Source organism: Mesorhizobium sp. M0664 (genome assembly GCF_040320565.1).
Classification (GTDB): Bacteria; Pseudomonadota; Alphaproteobacteria; order Rhizobiales; family Rhizobiaceae; genus Mesorhizobium.
Window position 1 is genome coordinate 45,206 of sequence record NZ_JAMYPW010000036.1, and the last position, 16,894, is coordinate 62,099.

The 16,894-nt window shown below is 60.8% G+C and carries 16 protein-coding genes and 2 pseudogenes; 11 read left to right on the plus strand and 7 right to left on the minus strand.

Features of this window, described 5'->3' with window-relative positions:
* Window positions 1-46 precede the first annotated feature (46 nt).
* Both NKI39_RS24935 and NKI39_RS24940 read right to left on the minus strand, forming a co-directional pair.
* Window positions 47-1,213, minus strand: coding sequence for a mandelate racemase/muconate lactonizing enzyme family protein (locus NKI39_RS24935; protein WP_352835118.1), 1,167 nt, complete (start codon window positions 1,211-1,213; stop codon window positions 47-49).
* 54 nt (window positions 1,214-1,267) lie between these two features.
* Entirely contained in the window at window positions 1,268-1,978 is a 711-nt protein-coding gene (locus NKI39_RS24940; protein WP_352835121.1) for a GntR family transcriptional regulator, read from the minus strand.
* 210 nt (window positions 1,979-2,188) lie between these two features.
* Between NKI39_RS24940 and NKI39_RS24945 the strand changes: the two genes are divergently transcribed.
* From NKI39_RS24945 to NKI39_RS24970, 6 genes are all read left to right on the plus strand, one after another.
* Window positions 2,189-3,667 carry an ABC transporter substrate-binding protein gene (locus NKI39_RS24945; protein WP_352503623.1) on the plus strand — a complete coding sequence of 493 codons (1,479 nt, stop codon included), beginning with the start codon at window positions 2,189-2,191 and terminating at the stop codon, window positions 3,665-3,667.
* A 79-nt stretch (window positions 3,668-3,746) separates the two neighbouring features.
* Entirely contained in the window at window positions 3,747-4,703 is a 957-nt protein-coding gene (locus tag NKI39_RS24950; RefSeq protein ID WP_352835124.1) for a carbohydrate ABC transporter permease, read from the plus strand.
* On the plus strand, window positions 4,703-5,593 hold the full coding sequence (locus NKI39_RS24955; RefSeq protein ID WP_023679256.1) for a carbohydrate ABC transporter permease: 891 nt from the start codon (window positions 4,703-4,705) through the stop codon (window positions 5,591-5,593). Before NKI39_RS24950 ends, NKI39_RS24955 begins: the two co-directional genes overlap by 1 nt.
* Before the next feature lie 10 nt (window positions 5,594-5,603).
* On the plus strand, window positions 5,604-6,701 hold the full coding sequence (locus NKI39_RS24960) for an ABC transporter ATP-binding protein (RefSeq protein ID WP_352474430.1): 1,098 nt from the start codon (window positions 5,604-5,606) through the stop codon (window positions 6,699-6,701).
* A 33-nt stretch (window positions 6,702-6,734) separates the two neighbouring features.
* Window positions 6,735-7,898: a mandelate racemase/muconate lactonizing enzyme family protein gene (locus tag NKI39_RS24965; protein ID WP_352835127.1), complete on the plus strand. Its 1,164-nt coding sequence runs from the start codon at window positions 6,735-6,737 to the stop codon at window positions 7,896-7,898.
* Between the two features lie 22 nt (window positions 7,899-7,920).
* Window positions 7,921-8,670, plus strand: a complete 750-nt coding sequence (locus NKI39_RS24970; RefSeq protein WP_352823232.1) for a ribonuclease activity regulator RraA — start codon at window positions 7,921-7,923, stop codon at window positions 8,668-8,670.
* On the opposite strand, the gene NKI39_RS24975 is transcribed toward NKI39_RS24970, so the two are convergent.
* The 3 genes from NKI39_RS24975 to NKI39_RS24985 are packed head-to-tail and all read right to left on the minus strand — an operon-like array spanning window position 8,671 to window position 12,232.
* Entirely contained in the window at window positions 8,671-9,492 is an 822-nt protein-coding gene (locus tag NKI39_RS24975; RefSeq protein ID WP_502895760.1) for an alpha/beta hydrolase, read from the minus strand.
* Between the two features lie 11 nt (window positions 9,493-9,503).
* Window positions 9,504-10,991, minus strand: coding sequence for an NAD-dependent succinate-semialdehyde dehydrogenase (locus NKI39_RS24980; protein ID WP_352835130.1), 1,488 nt, complete (start codon window positions 10,989-10,991; stop codon window positions 9,504-9,506).
* A gap of 17 nt (window positions 10,992-11,008) precedes the next feature.
* The gene (locus NKI39_RS24985) at window positions 11,009-12,232 is read right to left on the minus strand and encodes an iron-containing alcohol dehydrogenase (RefSeq protein ID WP_352835133.1); all 1,224 of its coding nucleotides are present in this window, start codon (window positions 12,230-12,232) and stop codon (window positions 11,009-11,011) included.
* Between the two features lie 332 nt (window positions 12,233-12,564).
* Between NKI39_RS24985 and NKI39_RS24990 the strand changes: the two genes are divergently transcribed.
* Together NKI39_RS24990 and NKI39_RS24995 are read left to right on the plus strand one after the other, a co-directional pair.
* Window positions 12,565-13,257 carry a GntR family transcriptional regulator gene (locus tag NKI39_RS24990; RefSeq protein WP_502898605.1) on the plus strand — a complete coding sequence of 231 codons (693 nt, stop codon included), beginning with the start codon at window positions 12,565-12,567 and terminating at the stop codon, window positions 13,255-13,257.
* Between the two features lie 151 nt (window positions 13,258-13,408).
* Window positions 13,409-14,002 carry a DJ-1/PfpI family protein gene (locus NKI39_RS24995; RefSeq protein ID WP_352493019.1) on the plus strand — a complete coding sequence of 198 codons (594 nt, stop codon included), beginning with the start codon at window positions 13,409-13,411 and terminating at the stop codon, window positions 14,000-14,002.
* Between the two features lie 62 nt (window positions 14,003-14,064).
* On the opposite strand, the pseudogene NKI39_RS25000 reads toward NKI39_RS24995, so the two are convergent.
* Window positions 14,065-14,962: pseudogene (locus tag NKI39_RS25000) on the minus strand (GntR family transcriptional regulator).
* Window positions 14,963-15,129: 167 nt separating this feature from the next.
* On the opposite strand from NKI39_RS25000, the gene NKI39_RS25005 reads away from it, so the two are divergent.
* From NKI39_RS25005 to NKI39_RS25010, 3 genes and pseudogenes are all read left to right on the plus strand, one after another.
* Entirely contained in the window at window positions 15,130-16,104 is a 975-nt protein-coding gene (locus tag NKI39_RS25005) for an ABC transporter permease (RefSeq protein ID WP_352835136.1), read from the plus strand.
* Window positions 16,105-16,177: 73 nt separating this feature from the next.
* Window positions 16,178-16,399, plus strand: a complete 222-nt coding sequence (locus tag NKI39_RS34345; RefSeq protein ID WP_502898603.1) for a hypothetical protein — start codon at window positions 16,178-16,180, stop codon at window positions 16,397-16,399.
* Window positions 16,348-16,611: pseudogene (locus NKI39_RS25010) on the plus strand (substrate-binding domain-containing protein); the annotation flags it as partial. The gene NKI39_RS34345 and the pseudogene NKI39_RS25010, both read left to right, overlap by 52 nt.
* Window positions 16,612-16,643: 32 nt before the next feature.
* On the opposite strand, the gene NKI39_RS25015 reads toward NKI39_RS25010, so the two are convergent.
* The coding region (locus NKI39_RS25015) for a DUF982 domain-containing protein (protein ID WP_352835139.1) at window positions 16,644-16,894 on the minus strand (251 nt) is incomplete at its 5' end.

Consider the following 16,894-nt stretch of genomic DNA (forward strand, 5'->3'; position numbering starts at 1 on the left):
CGTTTTCGGCTTGTCGTCCCGCACCCTGGGCCGGCACAGCGTGTTGCTAGCCCAGCTCAATCTCGTAGGCCTGCAGGTAATCGCGGTCCATCTCAATACCGAGACCAGGCTTCGACGTCAGCTTGAGGCTGCCGTTCGAAATGTCGAGTGGTCTGTCGATCAGGTGATCGTATTTGCCCAGGTTCCACTCCGATGTTTCGAGTTTGTAGAAGTTGGGAACGGTCATCATCACCTGCGCTCCCGCAACCACGTTGATCGGTCCCGCGGCGTCATGTGGCGAGACCGGCACGTAGTAGGCTTCGCACAGCGCAGAAATCTTCTTGAGTTCGGTAATGCCGCCGGTCCAGGTAACGTCGGGCATGATGTAGTCGGCGAGCCTGTTCTCGAGTACCGGCACGAAATCCCACTTCGTGTGGCCGCGCTCGCCCCACGAGATGGCGGTATTGACCTTCTCACGCACCTGCTTGAGGGCGTTAAGGCTCTCGGGCGGGCAGGGCTCCTCAAACCAGTCGATCTGGCCGGCCTCCTCGAGGCTCCGACAGAGGCGAATGGCGGTGGGGACATCGAAGCGGCCGTGCGCATCGATGAGAATGTCGACATCGGGTCCTGCCGTTTCGCGGATCAGAGCCGTGAGTTCGGCGGCCTCGCGCTCGTCCTTGCGGGTCATGCCGCCATCGAGGTAGCCGTCTCGCTGTTCGCGGGGCAGGCCATCGGCGCTGCGGCCCTGGTGGGGGTAGGGATCGAACTTGAGCGCAGTGTGTCCGGACTCGACAATGTCTAGAATTTCGCGGACCACAGCCTCCTTGCTGGTGAATTTGGCCTGGTTGGGATGGGTGTAGAGCGCGATTTCATCGCGTACCGGCCCGCCAAGCAGCTCGTAAATCGGCTTGCCAAGGACTTTGCCCCGGATGTCCCAGAGGGCAATATCGATGGCGCTCACGCATTCGACGGCGGCGCCGCGGCTTCCCATGTAGGTGAAGCTGCGGAAGATCTTGTGCCAGAGATGCTCGATACGCGCCGGATCCTCGCCTGTCACGGCGACACCGATCTGCCGCAGGATCGTGCAGAGAGCGCGGTTGGCGAGCCTTGTCGTGGTGGTGATCTCTCCCCAGCCACTCACTCCCTCGTCGGTCGTCACTTCGACGAACAGGAACTCTCCCCAGTAGGAAGCATCGGACTTGATCAGCCACGGCCGAATGCTCGTGATTTTCATCTTCACTACCTTTGCCTGAAAATGGTCAGCTAACGATGTTCTGGACTGGACATTCTATCCGGCCCGAGCGGCGTTGCGCGCTCGCATCTGTTCGAGAATATGCCGGCCCGAACCCTCGACATGGCGGGAAACGAGTTCGGCCGCCTTGTCGGCCTCTCCCGCCTTCACAAGCGCGATGAGTTCGCGGTGCTCGCGCATGATCGCGGCACGTCGCGCCAGCGTGAAATTGAAACGACGGCTCACGGCTCGCAGCACTTCGCGGTGCTTCCACCAAAGCTCGGCGGCGTGGCGGTTGTAGTGCCGCTGGTACATCACGGTGTGGAAAGCGGTATCCAGCTCGCTGTGCCTGAATGTGTCGGCGAAGTTGTTCTCTTCGATCAGGCCTTGGAGACGTTCGAGTTCGGCGATGTCCTCGCCGGTAGCCATATTCACAAACCATCGTGTCAGGGCTGGCTCGATCAGAACACCGATCTCGTAGATATCCCGGACAAAATCTTGATCAATGGGTCGCACGCGCGCCCCGCGGTTGGCGATAAAGGTGACAAACCCTTCGCCGCGCAACAACTGCAGGGCCTCGCGCACAGGATTGGTCGAAGTGCCGTGACGCCGGGCGAGATCGGTGACGACAAGCCGTTCGTTGGCAGCGAGCCGTCCCTCGATGATATCTTCCCTAATCAATTCATAAAGCGAGGCGCCCTCGCTGGAGGCCCCGATGGGATCGGTCCCCACCGATGGCATCGCTTTGAAATCGCTTATTTCGGCCAAGGCCGGGCTCCCCAATTTAATACATACCTTGCCCGATATCACACACGGCTTTCGCAAACAATGTACGATCCAGCGCGTTGACAGGCAATTCATGATCTGAAAACGTACCACGCGATCGACAGGATACACTGAGCTGGCAGAAGCATCCTCGCGATCGAAACGAGCAAGGACCGCTTTTAGGGCGGCATGGGAGAACCAGGGAGGATACCTATGACGAGAATTGCGCTCGGCAGCGCCGTCCTGCGCGGCACTGTCGCCACTGCTTTGATGGCATCCCTGACGTCTACATCGGCGCTGGGTGCACCGCCGGTCGACCTGAGCAAGTGGTCGCCGGAATATGTGCGCTCGATTGCGGGCACACAGGATTTTGACACGGCGGCCGATTGCGCCAAGGTCACCCCGCTCGATTACAAGGGGCGACTGACATTCTGGTATCAGGGCGTGTTCGAGGGCGACCCCGACCTCCTGCGCCAGTACTACAAGGATTTCTTCGAGACCTTCCGCAAAACCTATCCGAACATCCAGCTCGAGGAACAAGCCCTCACCTATAACGACCTTCTCGACAAGTTCCGCACCGCGCTCCTGGGCAATGCCGCGCCGATGGCAGTCCGCCTGCAGATCCTGGGTGGTACCGAGTTCGCCTCAAAGGGCTATCTGCAGCCGCTCAAGCCAGAGGACGTGGGGTATTCGACCGAGGATTTCTGGCCCGGCGCCATGAAGGCAGTGACCTGGGAGGGCGTGACCTACGGCATTCCGACCAACAACGAGACGATGGCGTTCATCTGGAACGCCGACATCTTCAAGCGTGCCGGCCTCGATCCGGACAAACCGCCGGCAACGTGGGACGACGTGGTCAAGTATTCCAAGCAGATCCACGACAAGCTCGGCATTGCCGGATATGGCCTCGTGGCTCGCAAGAATGCCGGCAATACGCCATACCGCTTCATGCCACAGCTGTGGGCCTATGGCGGAGGCGTCTTCGACGAAGCGACGCCGAACCCGACCTATGAGCAGGTCCAGCTCGATAGCCCGCAAAGCAAGGCAGCGCTGCAAGCCTCCTACGACATGTATGTTCGCGACAAGTCGGTTCCGGTTTCGGCACTCACCAATCAGCAGGCCGATAATCAGCCCCTGTTCGTCGCTGGCCAGCTCGGCATGATGATCTCGCACCCGTCCGATTACAACGTCATGCTCGACCTGCAGAAAAAGGCGACGGGCACCGACAAGGACAAGGCGCAGACGGTCATCGACAACATGCGCTACGGCCTGATCCCGACTGGTCCCGACGGCAAGCGCGCCGTCGTGTTCGGCGGCTCGAACATTCACATCCTGAAACCCGAATATGTCGAGGGCGGCAAGGTAGACGAGCCGGCCGCGAAAGCTATCATCTGCATGTGGACGAGTCCTGAATGGTCGCTGAAGATGGCCTACGCCGGATCAAACCCTGGCAACCTCAACGGCTTCAAGACCAAATGGATGAAGGAACGTCTGGACAACATCAAGTTCCTCGACGTCACCACCTCGATGCTGCCATACGGCATCCCGTTCCCAGCTCTGCCGCAGGCCCCCGAGATCATGAACATCATCATCCCGGACATGCTGCAGAATGCCCTGACCGGAGCGATGACCGTCGACGAGGCAGCGGACGACGCGGCCAAGAAGGTAAAAGACCTGATGGGCGGACTCTAGTCTAAGCCACACCTACGACCTGGACCGGCTGCGCCGCTGGCGCAGCCGCAGCGTTCCGAAGAAAAAGGGCACGCCACAAGTGACGATCGTGACCGGCAAGGCCGAGGCTCGCCGAAGATTGCAACCCGGTTGGTCCGGCGCGCTGCGGAAGGTCTGGGAGCATCGCGCGGACTACACGTACGTGCTCCCAGCGATCGCCGTGATGCTCATCGTCATCGCCTATCCGATCTACTACACGGTCGAGCTGTCGTTCTTTAAGACACCGCCTGGCCTGCAACTCCGCGACAAGACCTTCATCGGCTTCGACAACTACACGACCATCCTCACCAGTCAGGTGTTCTGGAAAGTCACCTGGAACACACTGATCTGGACTCTGGGGTCAACTTTCATCTCCTTTGTCCTGGGGTTTGCCACAGCGCTGGCGCTCCACCGCGACTTCATCGGCCGTGGTGTCCTGCGCGCCGTCCTGATCATCCCTTGGGTCATCAGCGCCGTCGCCGCCTCCTACATCTGGAAGTGGATCTACCATTCGGACTTCGGGATCATCGGCGCGGTGCTGGTCGGCCTCGGATTGGCCGCCCATCCGCCGAATTTCATCGACAATGTCAGCACGGTGCTGCCCTCCCTGATCGTCGTCAATATCTGGCGCGAGTTTCCGTTTGCCATGATCATGATGATGGCCGGCCTGCAGACAGTCCCCGACCAGTTGCTGCGTGCCGCAAAAGTCGACGGTGCCAATGCATGGCAGCGCTTTTGGCACGTCACCTTCCCGCACTTGCGCAACGTCTCGGTGGTGACGATGCTGCTGCTCGCCGTGGCCAACTTCAATTCCTTCATCATCCCCTGGATCATGACCGGCGGCGGGCCGTCGAACGCATCGCATATCTGGATAACCCACATTTATGAGCTCGCCTTCGGACGGCAGCGCTGGGGCGTGGCATCGGCCTATTCGGTGCTCCTGTTCTTCACCCTGATGACGCTGGGCTACTTCTACGTCCGTGCGTTAAGTGGCAACGAGCGGAAAGAGGGGAGCTGATGAGCACGATTGCCGAGACAGCACCTCGAGCCCAGACCCGTCGCCGCATGCGCGTCGACGGATGGCGGTGGGCCGGGCGCATATTCCTCGTGTTCATGCTGCTTTATACCGCGTTGCCGATGATCTGGATGCTGATCACCTCGATCAAGTCCGGATTCGCGGCGACGCAATTCCCGCCGCAATGGTGGCCGGACGAACCTACCCTCGCCAGCTATCAGAAACTGCTCGATCCGCAGAACAGCGTCGGCCAGGACTTCCTCCGCTTCTTCTGGAACAGCCTTTTCGTGTCGACCGTCACGACAATCCTTTCGGTGATCGTGGCTGTCCCAGCGGCATACGCGTTTTCGCGCTTCAGTTTCCCCGGCCGGAATTTCCTGTTCTTTGCCGTGCTGCTGCGCAACATGTTCCCGGCGGTGATCTTTCTCGTGCCACTCTTCATCCTGATGCGCGCCATCGGTCTGATAAACACGCATGGCTCACTGATACTCACCTATCTCACCTTCGGCCTGCCGCTGGCGATCTGGCTGCTCAAGGGCTTTTACGACAATATCCCGGTGCAGCTTGAGCAGGCGGCGCGCATCGATGGCGCAACACGGTTCCAGGCCTTCATCATGATCGTGATGCCGCTCTCGACGCCGGGGATCATCGCCACCGCAATCTATTCCTTCATCGGCGCGTGGAACGAGTACATCTACGCCTACACCTTCCTCTCCAAGAACGAGCAGTTGACCCTGCCGGTCGGCATCCAACGCTTCTTCTCGGAAAATACGACGGACTTTCCGGGCCTGATGGCGGCCAGCTTCATGATGAGCGTGCCCGTCGTGGTGCTGTTCCTGGTCCTGCAACGATACTTCGTACGCGCCCTTACAGAAGGCGCGGTCAAGCACTAGGGAGTTGCCGATGGCCCACGTGGTCCTCCAAGATCTCGTCAAGAGCTATGGCAGCTTCAAAGCTGTCAACCACGTCTCGCTGACGGTCAATGACGGCGAGTTCGTTGCGCTCGTCGGCCCTTCAGGCTGCGGCAAGACAACCACGCTCAATCTTGTCGCGGGGCTGACCCCGATCACAGCGGGCGACATCATCATCGGCGAGCGGGTGGTCAACGACCTCGACCCCAAGGACCGGGACATCGCAATGGTGTTCCAGAACTACGCGCTCTACCCGCAGAAATCGGTCTACAAGAACCTGGCGTTCCCGCTTCAGATGCGCAAACTCCCCAGGGACGAGATCGACAAGAAGGTCAAGGAAGCGGCGCGAGTGCTCGACATGACGCACCTGCTCGAGCGCAAGCCGCGCGAACTTTCGGGCGGGCAGCAGCAGCGTGTGGCCCTTGGCCGTGCCCTCGTTCGCGACCCCGCCGTGTTCCTCATGGACGAGCCACTGTCTAACCTCGATGCCAAACTGCGCGTGCAGATGCGGTCGGAGATCAAGCGTTTCCACCAGGACCTCAAGGCGACGATTATCTATGTGACGCACGACCAGCTCGAAGCCGTGACCATGGCTGACAAGATGGCGGTGATGAATGGCGGCTACCTGCAGCAATACGATTCACCGGCGCAGGTCTTCGCCCATCCGGTGAACATGTTCGTGGCCAGCTTTATCGGCAGCCCGGCGATGAGCCTTATTCCGTTAGAGGCCTCGATGGCAAACGGCAACACGGTGTTGACCGGCGCCGAGGGCTGGCGCCTTGAGCTCTCACCGCGCAATGCCCAGAAGGTGGCGAAAGCGACGACCAGGAAAGTCGTGCTCGGCGCACGTCACTCGACGATCAAGCTCCACAAGAGTGCGGTGCCAGGTTCCATTCCGGCCAAGGCCTACACGGTGGAACCGACCGGCGACGTCACCTTCGTCCAGGCGTTCCTGTCCGGCGCCATCGTCAACGTCAGCGTGCCGCCGAACATTGCCGTCGCGCCCGACGAGCAGATCTGGCTCGAGTTCGACCAGGAGCGGATGCATCTGTTCGATGGCGAAACTGAAATGGCCCTCAAGGCCAACTGAGATAGAGCGAATGCGCGTGAATCGTGGGCGTGGATGACTGAGAAGCTTAAGATCACCGCGATCAAGCCCTATCCGGTGTGGGTAGGAACGCGCAACCAGATGCTCGTCAAGGTCGAGACCGACCTGGGCATCTTCGGCTGGGGCGAGAGCGGCTTGAGCGGTCGCGAGAGGGCCGTGGCCGGCGCGGTCGAGCACTATCGCGAGTTTCTCATCGGCCGTGACCCGATGCAGATCGGGCGGATTTGGCAGGAGATTTACCGCAGCCAGTACTTCGAAGGCGGGCGAGTCCTTCAGGCGGCGATTTCCGCCATCGACATCGCCCTTCACGACATCAAGGGCAAGGCGCTGGGCGTGCCGGTCTACGAGCTGCTGGGCGGCAAGCAGCGCGACCGCGTTCCCACCTTCGCCTCGACCGGCGACGAGGCCGAGGGCGACGTTGCCATCGAACGGGCCCGCGAGCTTCGCGCGCATGGGTGGCAGGCGATCCGCTTCTTCCCCTTCGGGCAAAACAGCAAGGACATCTTCGAGCCGCGCGAGTCCATCGGCGCTACCGCGGGTATGCTGAACAAGGCGCGCGAGGCGCTGGGCAGCGACGTGGTCCTCGGCCTCGACTATCATCATCGGCTGTCGGTGGCAGAGGCGGCGAGCTTCTGCAACAAGCTCGGTCGCGGCGTGCTTGATTTCCTCGAGGAGCCGATAAGGGCCGAAACGCCGGAGGCCTATGAATCGCTGCGCACGATGACCGAAATCCCCTTTGCCATAGGCGAGGAATTTGCCAGCAAGTGGCAGTTCCTGCCCTACATCGAGCGCGGCATCCACCAGTTCAACCGGATCGATGTTTGCAATGTCGGCGGGCTCACCGAGGCGATGAAAATCGCTGGCTGGAGCGAGGCGCATTATGTGGACCTGATGCCGCACAATCCGCTTGGCCCAGTGTGCACGGCCGCGACCGTGCATCTCGCCGCCGCGGTACCCAACTTCGCATGGCTCGAGACCAGGGCGCCCGAAACAAAGCTGGGCTTCGACAACTCCGACTTCTTCCCCGTGCAACCACGGCTCGACGGGACCGATTACCCGGTCGGCGATCTGCCGGGGCTCGGCGTCGAGGTCAACGAAGTTGCGGTCCAGGCGCAGAGTTTGCGTTTCTGGGAAGCGCCTCACCTAAAGCGCCGCGACGGTTCTGTTACGAACTGGTAGTTCCATTCAATCGGAGTCCACAATGACGCATACTTCCGACATCATGCGGCCGCCTAAAGACCTAATCGACGCGCTAAGGCAGATCGGCGCCGCGACGGTTGCCGGCACGCTTGGCCATATGGGTTTCCGCAATCCGCACATGGTCGGTCCGGTGGCGCAAAACCACGGGAAGTCGATCGTCGGGCCGGCGCTGACGCTGCAGTTCCTGCCGCAGCGGCCGGACCTCTTCACCGAAGGAGAATACGCCGATCCGGAGACACAGCTGCACCGGCACGTGCTCTATCACGCGCAGGAGGGCGATGTGGTCGTGGTCGACGCGCGCGGCGACATGAGCTCGGGCGTCTTCGGCGATATGATGTCGACGTATTTCAAGGGCAGGGGCGGGGCCGGTATCGTCATCGATGGGTGCATGCGCGACCGGCCCAATGTCGAAAAGCTCGACCTGCCCCTATGGCTGCGCGGCTGGACGCCCAATTATCATGTGCAGACCAGCATCTATCCCAATGCCGTCAACGTTCCGATTGCCTGCGGCGGTGTCACGGTGATCCCCGGCGACATCATCGTCGCCGACGACGACGGGGTGGTGGTGCTTCCCGTCGTGATGGCCCCGAAGGTGATCGAAGAATCACAGAAGCATCATGATTGGGAGGAGTTTTCGCGAGCGAAGCTCATGGAGGGCGGGCCGTTGCAACGCTACTATCCGCTGCATGACGATGCCCGCGGAGAGTACGAGGAGTGGCGCAAAACAAATCGCCTGGAGAATCCGAGTTAGTCAGCAGGCCTTGGCGATCAGTTTTGCCAGGCAATCGCCAGCCTCGGTCCCCGGCACGCCGAGATCTCTGACACTGTCCATGTGGTTGCGGTTCGGGAGCACATGCGACGTTACCAACGATCCCTGCCTCAGCAAGCTTGCTTTGAATCGATCGGCTTGCTGATGGAAGGGTGGCGTCTCGTTGGCTCCGACCAGAACCGCCGCATTGGTTTGAGCATCATGCCGACAGGCGAGAGGTGTGAACATGGCGACTTCCTCGTCGGTTATTCCAATCTCGTTGGCGAGAAAGGAATCCTGGAGCGGCTTCAAATCATAGAGTCCGCTCAGGAGAAGGGCTGCCCTCACATTCGAGGGGGTATGCTCGCCCTCGAACAGAAACGTTGCAAGATGGGCTCCTGCCGAATGACCACTGACAGTCAGGGCCGCCGGGCTTCCGCCATGATCGGCGATGTTGGCCAGGACCCACTGCTTGGCGCGGCGCACCTGGTCGACGATCCTCGCCATTCGGACCTTGGGCATCAGAGCATAATCGAGGATGACGGCGATGGCCCCGGCTTGGGTAATCGTCGTCGCCATATATGAATAGTCGCGCTTGGAGAACATTCTCCAGTAGCCGCCATGGACAAAGATGTGCACCGGTAGCGCCGTTCTTTTGCCCGCGGGAAAGAACAGGTCCATGGTCTCGGTCGGATCCGGTCCGTAGGCCACGTCGGCGGCCATCGGAATGGCGGCGCGGGCGACCTCGCTGCGGTCAACAATGTCCTGCACGATTTGGTCAAAATCAGCAACGTGGTCGCGGATGCGAAAGGGATCGCCTTGCATTCTTCTTCAGCTCACATGCTGACGGCGAGGTATTTCGCCTCCATGAACTCGGCAATGCCGTGATGCTGCCCTCCCTCGCGGCCGAGCCCACTTTGCTTGACGCCGCCGAAGGGAGCTGCCGGATCAGACATCAGCCCGCGGTTGAGAGCAATCATCCCGGCCTCGATGCGGGAAGCCACCCGCATGCCGCGCGCCAGATCGCGCGTGTAAATGTAGGCAGCAAGCCCATATTCGGTGTCATTGGCGCGTGCGATGACCTCGGCCTCCGTTTCGAAGCTCGAGATTGGCGCCACCGGCCCGAATATCTCCTCATGCGCCATCTTTGCGTCGCCCGGCACGTCGCGAAGCACCGTCGGAGGGTAGAAGAAACCGCGCCCGGACAGGACTGAGCCGCCGCACATGACCCGCGCGCCGCGTGTGACCGCGTCGACGACAAGGCGGTCTATCTTCTCGACCGCCTTTTTCGTGATCATGGGCCCGCATTCCGTGTCCGGATCAGTGCCAGGGCCGACCTTGAGCGACGACATCCGCTTCTCGAGGCCATCGCAGAAGGCTTCGTAGATGCCAGATTGCACATAGAGGCGGTTTGCGGCCGTGCAGGCCTCGCCGGCGTTGCGCATCTTGGCCACCATTGCACCATCGAGCGCCGCTTCGAGATCGGCGTCGTCGAACACAATGAACGGTGCGTTGCCGCCCAGCTCCATGGAACACGAAACCACATGCCTGGCAGCCTCTGCCAGCAGAGCGCGACCCACACCCGTCGAACCGGTGAAGGAGAGTTTGCGCACCCGCGGATCGGCCAGCATGGCGGCTGTCAAAGGCCCGGGACTGGAGGTTGTCAGGACATTGACCACCCCTGGTGGAACGCCCGCGTCCTGGTAGAGCGCGGCGAGCGCATAGGCGGTGAGGGGTGTCTCACTGGCTGGCTTCAGGATCACCGTGCATCCCGCGGCAAGTGCCGGCGCGATCTTGCGCGTCGCCATCGCGGCAGGAAAATTCCAGGGCGTGATCAGGATGCAGATGCCGACGGGTTCGTAGTCGACCACAATGCGATTGGTGCCGGAAGGCGCAGTACCGAATTCACCGGTAATGCGAACGGCCTCCTCGGCATTCCAACGGAAAAATTCCGCCGCGTAAGCGATCTCGCCTCGGGCATCCCGCAGGGCCTTGCCGTTTTCCAGTGCAATGAGAGTAGCCAGTGCCTCCGATCGTTCCGTCATCAGTTCAAAGCAGCGTCTGAGGATCTCGGAACGCTTTCGCGGCGGCGTTGTCCGCCAGCCATCGGCTGCCTTGGCAGCGGCTTCAACGGCAGTGGCGGCGTCGTTCACGGTCGCATCCGGCACAGCGGCGATGACAGCCTCGGTCGAAGGATCGACGACCGGAATCACCCTGCCATCCGCGGACTGCCGCCATTGGCCGCCAATATACAGCCCGTGCGAGATTGTGTGGAAGTCGCTGATGCCCTGATCGTCAGCCAGAACCTGTGAAAACGTGTTCATCTCGATATTCCCGATTGTTACATGATGCTGGCGAGGTCGCCATCAAAGGCCGCCTGGACCAGGTGTCGCATGGTCCGCAAATCGAATGGACGCGGGTTGTTCTTGATGAGGCGCTCGATACCGATCGCCTGTTCCGCCGTCCAATCGAGCTTATCGGCGGGCAGCCCCAGCTCGGCTAACGAGGAGGTGATCCCGATTGCCCCAAACAGCCGGCTGACTTCGGCAATGGTCGCGTCGGCCAACTCGTCGGGCGTCCGGCCTTTACCATCGAGGCAGAGCGCGTTGGCGATCTCGGCCATCTCGGTCGCTGCGGCTGTTTTGTTGTACTTCATGACGTACGGCAACATGGTGGCGACGCCCAATCCGTGAGCGGTGTGGGTTATCGCGCCAACCGGATATTGCACGGCATGCGCTGCCGCTGTGCCGGCCGTTCCGAACGCGCAGCCGGCTGCCAGTGCACCCATCATGACGTCGGCCCGGGCGTCCTCGTCAGAGGGCCGGCGGCATGCCGTTTCAAGGCGTCGGCCAAGCAGCTTGATCGCCAGCAGGGCGAAATGATCGGTCAAGGCGGTTTTGCCGATAAAGACATGTTTCTGCGGAAGGCCGGGATCGGTCCCCCGCCTGGCGGCCGTGAACGCCTCGATTGCGTGCGTCAGCGCGTCGGCGCCTGCGATCGCCGTCAATCCCGGCGGGCATGTCATCGTCAGTTCAGGATCGCAGATGGCCGCGGCCGCGATCAGATACGGGCTGGAGATGCCGACCTTCAGCGTGCGATCCGGATCCGAGATCACGGCAACCGGGGTCACTTCAGAGCCGGTGCCGGCTGTCGTCGGCACCGCAATCAGCGGCAGCGTCGGGCCGGGCACCTTGAACTCGCCGTAGTAATCCTGGATCTGACCGCCGTGACTGATGAGCAACGCTGCGCATTTCGCCATGTCGAGACAGCTGCCGCCGCCAATGCCGATCACCACGTCGGGCGCGAACTTCCGTGCTTCCTCGACGCAGACGGCAACGGTGTCCCGAGGAACGTCGGGTAGCACACGATCATGCACCAGTACGTCTATCGAGGTGGCTCGCAGCCCCGCGACAATCTCTGCGAACGGGCCCGTTGCGGCAAAACGTTCATCGGTGCAGACGAGCGCGCGACGCCCGAGCCTGGCCGCGACAACCGGGATGACCTGGCGTTGGCCCTTCCCGAAGAGGATTTCGCGCGGCAGCCTTAGGGCAGCGACAAGGCTCATGACCTGCATCCTGTGATGATGTCTGGATTGGAATGCGAGATGGCGTTCAACTCGGCCCCAAGGCCGGGTTCGATGTAAAACCCGTCTCGCAACGCGGTTGCGTATCGACGTGCCGAACCATCGTCCGCAACGCTGGCGGTCCGTTCAGCAGGTGAGGAAGCACGGCCTGCCAGGGCGGCACGCTGTTCCAGCAAGGCCACTGCAAATTCCATTGCTTTGTCTCGTAGCTGCAGCAAATGATATCCTCTATAAAATCGTATAGGATATAGGATTGCATTTACCGGAGCATCGTGTTAGCAACTCACTGTGTCAAGAGGCAAAACATGCAGGCCATGAACTTACTCAATGCGGACGATACGAACCTCGGCGGCGGGCGTATCCAGCGCTCCAGCAGCCTGGTTGAGGACGTCTACGAAGCGATTTTTGCGCAACTCATGTCGCTGAAGATTGCGCCGGGTTCCCGGATCACGGTCGACAGTCTGGTCAAGGAGTTCAACGTATCCCACACGCCGATCCGCGAGGCGCTCGGCCGGCTCGAAGGCGAAGGCCTGGTGCTGAAGACGCATCTGATCGGTTACCGCGCTGCGCCGCAGATCACGAAACGGCGGTTTGACGAACTTTATGAGCTTCGCCTGCTGCTCGAACCTCATGGCGCAGCCAAGGCAGCCGCGCTCATGGACGAGGTAAAGCTCGCGCAGCTTCAGACGTCGGCCGGCGTCATGGCGCGCCGTGAGGGCAAGGACGAGCGCCTGCGGTATTCCAACTTCGCCCGCCAGGATGCCATTTTCCATGACAAGGTCATGGAATTCGCCAACAACGAACTCGTGCGCGAGACATTGGCGCACCAGCACACCCACTTCCACATATTCCGCCTGATGTTCCATTCGCGCGTCACCGAGGAGGCGCTTGACGAGCATGAGGCCATCCTGGCCGCTTTCGCTGCGGCCGATCCTGCCGCTGCCGAGCAGGCGATGCGTCGCCATATCGAGCATTCCCGCGACCGTTTGTTGCTGGCGTTCGACTGAGACTGTCCCGATGTCCCCGTACCCGCCGTTGACGGGCATCACGCAGGCCAGTGCCAACGAAGACTACTTCCCCGATTCACCCTTCTAGAAACTCAAACCTACCAGGCGAGTACAGGTCTCGCCCGGCCGTTGTCACAGGAAAGGAAGTACCATGCCAGGCAAAAAGATCCTGATGCTGACCGGTGAATTCACCGAGGAATACGAAATCTTCGTCTACCAGCAGGCGATGGAAGCGGTGGGCCATACCGTTCACGTCGTGTGCCCAGACAAAAGCGCCGGAGACCTGATCAAAACATCGCTGCACGATTTCGAGGGCGATCAGACCTACACCGAAAAGCTCGGCCACTATGCGCTGATCAACAAGACCTTTTCCGACGCTGAGAAGCAGTTGGAGCAATACCACGCCGTGTACTGCGCCGGCGGCCGTGGCCCCGAATACATCCGCACCGACAAGCGCGTGCAGGCGATGGTGCGCCACTTCCACGAAACCAAGAAGCCGATCTTCACGATCTGCCACGGCGTGCAGATCTTGATTGCGGTGGACGGCGTCGTGCGCGGCAAGAAGGTCGGCGCACTGGCGGCTTGCGAGCCCGAAGTGACGCTTGCGGGCGGCACCTATATCGACCTGTCTCCAACGGAGGCATATGTGGATGGCACGATGGTTTCGGCAAAGGGCTGGACGGCCCTTGCAGCGTTCATCCGCGAATGTTTGAAGGTGCTGGGAACGGAAATCCGTCACGCGTAAGCGTTTGCTTCCGACGCGTTCCAGAGGATGCGTCGGTTCCCTTGAAGGGCGGGTCGACTACATCATTCAACAAGTCCGATAAGCGAACGCGTCAACGTTGCTCTTGCCGACGCCAGGTGCGCTCGGCAGGCCCGCTCAATCCGGTCAGATTCGCGGCTTTCGAGCGCATCGATATAGGCGAGATGCTCGAGGATTGCCGCCTGGTTGCGCTGCTTTTCGTCCTGCTTGTTCCACTGATAGTGGTAGTGAAAAATGAACGTGATGATGTCGTAGAAATCATCGATGAAGCGGTTCGGTGATGCCTCGTTTATGAGCCGGTGAAACCGGTTGTCCAGGCCGGAGAAGTCATGAAAACGGCCTTCAATTCGCTCCAGCAGGTCGGCATGCGCCATCTTGAGCGCAGCGAGTTTCGACCATAGGGGAGAACTGTGCGGCTGTAGTGAAAATAGTTGCGCCGAACGCAGTTCGAACATCACCCGGATCTCGAAGAGCTCAAGTGCAAAGTCTTCGGTGAAACCCTTGAAAAGCCAGCCTGTATTCGGCCGTTTATCGATCAGTCCAAACCGGCTGAAGCGGATCAGGAATTCGCGAATTCCGTTGGTCGCAACGCCGAATTGGCGCGCAAGCTCGAGCTCATTGATGCTGGTTCCAGGCCTGGTGTCGCCCCGCAGCATCCACTCCATGAACTGCTGTTCGACATGCTTGGCGCGAGGTGTGGTTTCGGCGTCCGGATAGTAATCGTTGTCGCTGACCGGGCGGCCCGTCGACCTGAGGCCGTGGCGTTCGGTGATAAGTTCGCGGTGAACCAGTTCCCGCAAAACCTTTCTGACGGTTGTGCGGCTGACGCACATTCGCCGTCTAAGCTCATTTTTCGGAAGGAAGTTCACCGGCCAGTTGCCCGTCGCGCAGCATATTCGCAGCTCGATTGAAGGCCTTGTTGTAGACGGTGTCGGTTCTCATCGGATTTTCCTTGGGAACTATAGCTTGTCCTTTTAGCATGAACTTTATCCATAAAAAACAACTTGACCCGGCCCGGCCGGTTGTTTTTTATCGATAAGAAGAGGACCTGAACACGAATTGAATTTTTGACGACACGGCTCGTACAAGCCGCGGCGGGGAGGGGAAATTTGCCTGAAACGGGAAACACCGGCACGACTGTCGGCGAGGCCGCGTTGCCGGCATCCAGGAAGTCAGAAGCCGTTCCCGGCCTTGCGCTCGGCCTGATGCTGCTGAGCGCTGGTCCGGTGGTCATCCTGGTGCTGCTGATCGCCGTTCTCAGCTTTCTGTCGCCCTATTTCCTGACGGGACGCAATCTCAGCAACATCCTTGCCCAGACGGCCGTCATCTCGGTTGTTGCGATGGGCCAGCATCTGGTCATCCTGACACGCGGCATCGATCTCTCCGTCGGCTCGAACCTTGCACTGGCCTCCGTCTTCGGCGCGCTGAGCTTTCATGCCGGTGCTCCCGCCATCATCGTGATCGCCGTGATGGTTGGCTGCGGTGCCGCGGTCGGCGCCATCAACGGGCTCTTCTACGTCTTCGGCCGGCTGCCGCATCCTTTCATCATCACGCTGGCGACATTGAGCACCGCCAAGGGGCTGGCCCTGCAACTGGCCGATGGCCGCGCCATTCCTGGCATGCCGGATTCGATCGATGCGCTTGGCCGCGAGGCGGTCTGGGGCCTGCCTGGATCGGTTTTCGTCGTTGCGGGCGTTGCCGCGGTTCTTTCCGTCATGGCTAAAACCATGGTCTGGGGGCGCTGGATTTATGCCGTCGGCGGCCGGCCCGACGCCGCGCTGCGCATGGGCATTCCCGTGTCCTCGGTGCTGGTTTCGGTCTATGTCATCTCAGGGCTGTGCGCCGGCATCGGTGCCGTCATCCTTGCCGGCCGCACCGACGCCGGTTCGCCGCTGTTCGGCAATCTGCTGGAACTGGACACGATCGCGGCGGTGATCATTGGCGGCCCCAGCTTTCTTGGCGGCCGCGGCCAGCTCGGCCATGCCTTGATCGGCGCCATCATGATCGGCGTTACCGCAACGCGCTCAACCTGCTCAACGTCAATGTCTTTTTCCAGCTCATCGTCATCGGCGTGGTCATCGTGATCGCGGTCGAGTCCGACGTGCTGCGCAATTACCTCGAAGGGCGTGTGCGTGTGCTGCAAGCCGGGAGACAGTCATGAGCGCCGTTACGGCCAAAGTCGATCACGCGGTCACGGCGGACAATCCCGTGCTGGCGGTACGCGGTGCTACCAAGCGTTTCGGTTCGGTTCTGGCCCTCGACGATGTCAGCATCGAGGTGCGGCGAGGCGAGATCGTCGGCCTGCCGCTCATCCGGAGATCGAACTGGTCACCGGCCAGGGCCAGGCGGCTACCGACATCGAAGGCCAGATCGCTCTGATCGAATCCATGATCACGCAGGGCGTCAACGGGCTGGCAATCACTCCGGTCGACCCGACGGTCGCGCCGGCGCTCGACAAGGCGGTGGCCGCCGGCATCAAGGTGGTTCTCGTCGACAACAGCATTCCCAACTGGAAAGGCCAGACGGCATTGGTCTCGACCAACAACCTCAACGGCGGCAAGATCGCCGGAGAGTATCTTAAAACGGTGCTCAAGAGGTTTAATGTTAGCGAGGCCGGCATGACTCACATCAGGTCTTCAACCATGCGCGCAACTTTCCCCAGACCTGCGCTGGTCCCTCTTGTTCTAAGGAGTCCCTGTTCAGCCGCGGCCGCCTTGAAGGCCTCGAACGCAGCTTGCTGGCTGCAATGCCCGGCGAGGGATTCCTCGACCATTCGGATCGCGTTGAGGCGCCCCGGCTTTCCCATTCTAGGCCATGGTTGCTGAAGCACCTTCATTGCGTCGGCTATGGACGCGACCACCGTCAGGTTGCGAT

Coding starts and splice junctions, on each gene's coding strand:
- NKI39_RS24935 (WP_352835118.1), bottom strand. CDS start 1,213: ATGAAAATCACGAGCATTCGGCCGTGGCTGATCAAGTCCGATGCTTCC.
- NKI39_RS24945 (WP_352503623.1), top strand. CDS start 2,189: ATGACGAGAATTGCGCTCGGCAGCGCCGTCCTGCGCGGCACTGTCGCC.
- NKI39_RS24955 (WP_023679256.1), top strand. CDS start 4,703: ATGAGCACGATTGCCGAGACAGCACCTCGAGCCCAGACCCGTCGCCGC.
- NKI39_RS24960 (WP_352474430.1), top strand. CDS start 5,604: ATGGCCCACGTGGTCCTCCAAGATCTCGTCAAGAGCTATGGCAGCTTC.
- NKI39_RS24965 (WP_352835127.1), top strand. CDS start 6,735: ATGACTGAGAAGCTTAAGATCACCGCGATCAAGCCCTATCCGGTGTGG.
- NKI39_RS24970 (WP_352823232.1), top strand. CDS start 7,921: ATGACGCATACTTCCGACATCATGCGGCCGCCTAAAGACCTAATCGAC.
- NKI39_RS24975 (WP_502895760.1), bottom strand. CDS start 9,492: ATGCAAGGCGATCCCTTTCGCATCCGCGACCACGTTGCTGATTTTGAC.
- NKI39_RS24980 (WP_352835130.1), bottom strand. CDS start 10,991: ATGAACACGTTTTCACAGGTTCTGGCTGACGATCAGGGCATCAGCGAC.
- NKI39_RS24985 (WP_352835133.1), bottom strand. CDS start 12,232: ATGAGCCTTGTCGCTGCCCTAAGGCTGCCGCGCGAAATCCTCTTCGGG.
- NKI39_RS24990 (WP_502898605.1), top strand. CDS start 12,565: ATGAACTTACTCAATGCGGACGATACGAACCTCGGCGGCGGGCGTATC.
- NKI39_RS24995 (WP_352493019.1), top strand. CDS start 13,409: ATGCCAGGCAAAAAGATCCTGATGCTGACCGGTGAATTCACCGAGGAA.
- NKI39_RS34345 (WP_502898603.1), top strand. CDS start 16,178: ATGAGCGCCGTTACGGCCAAAGTCGATCACGCGGTCACGGCGGACAAT.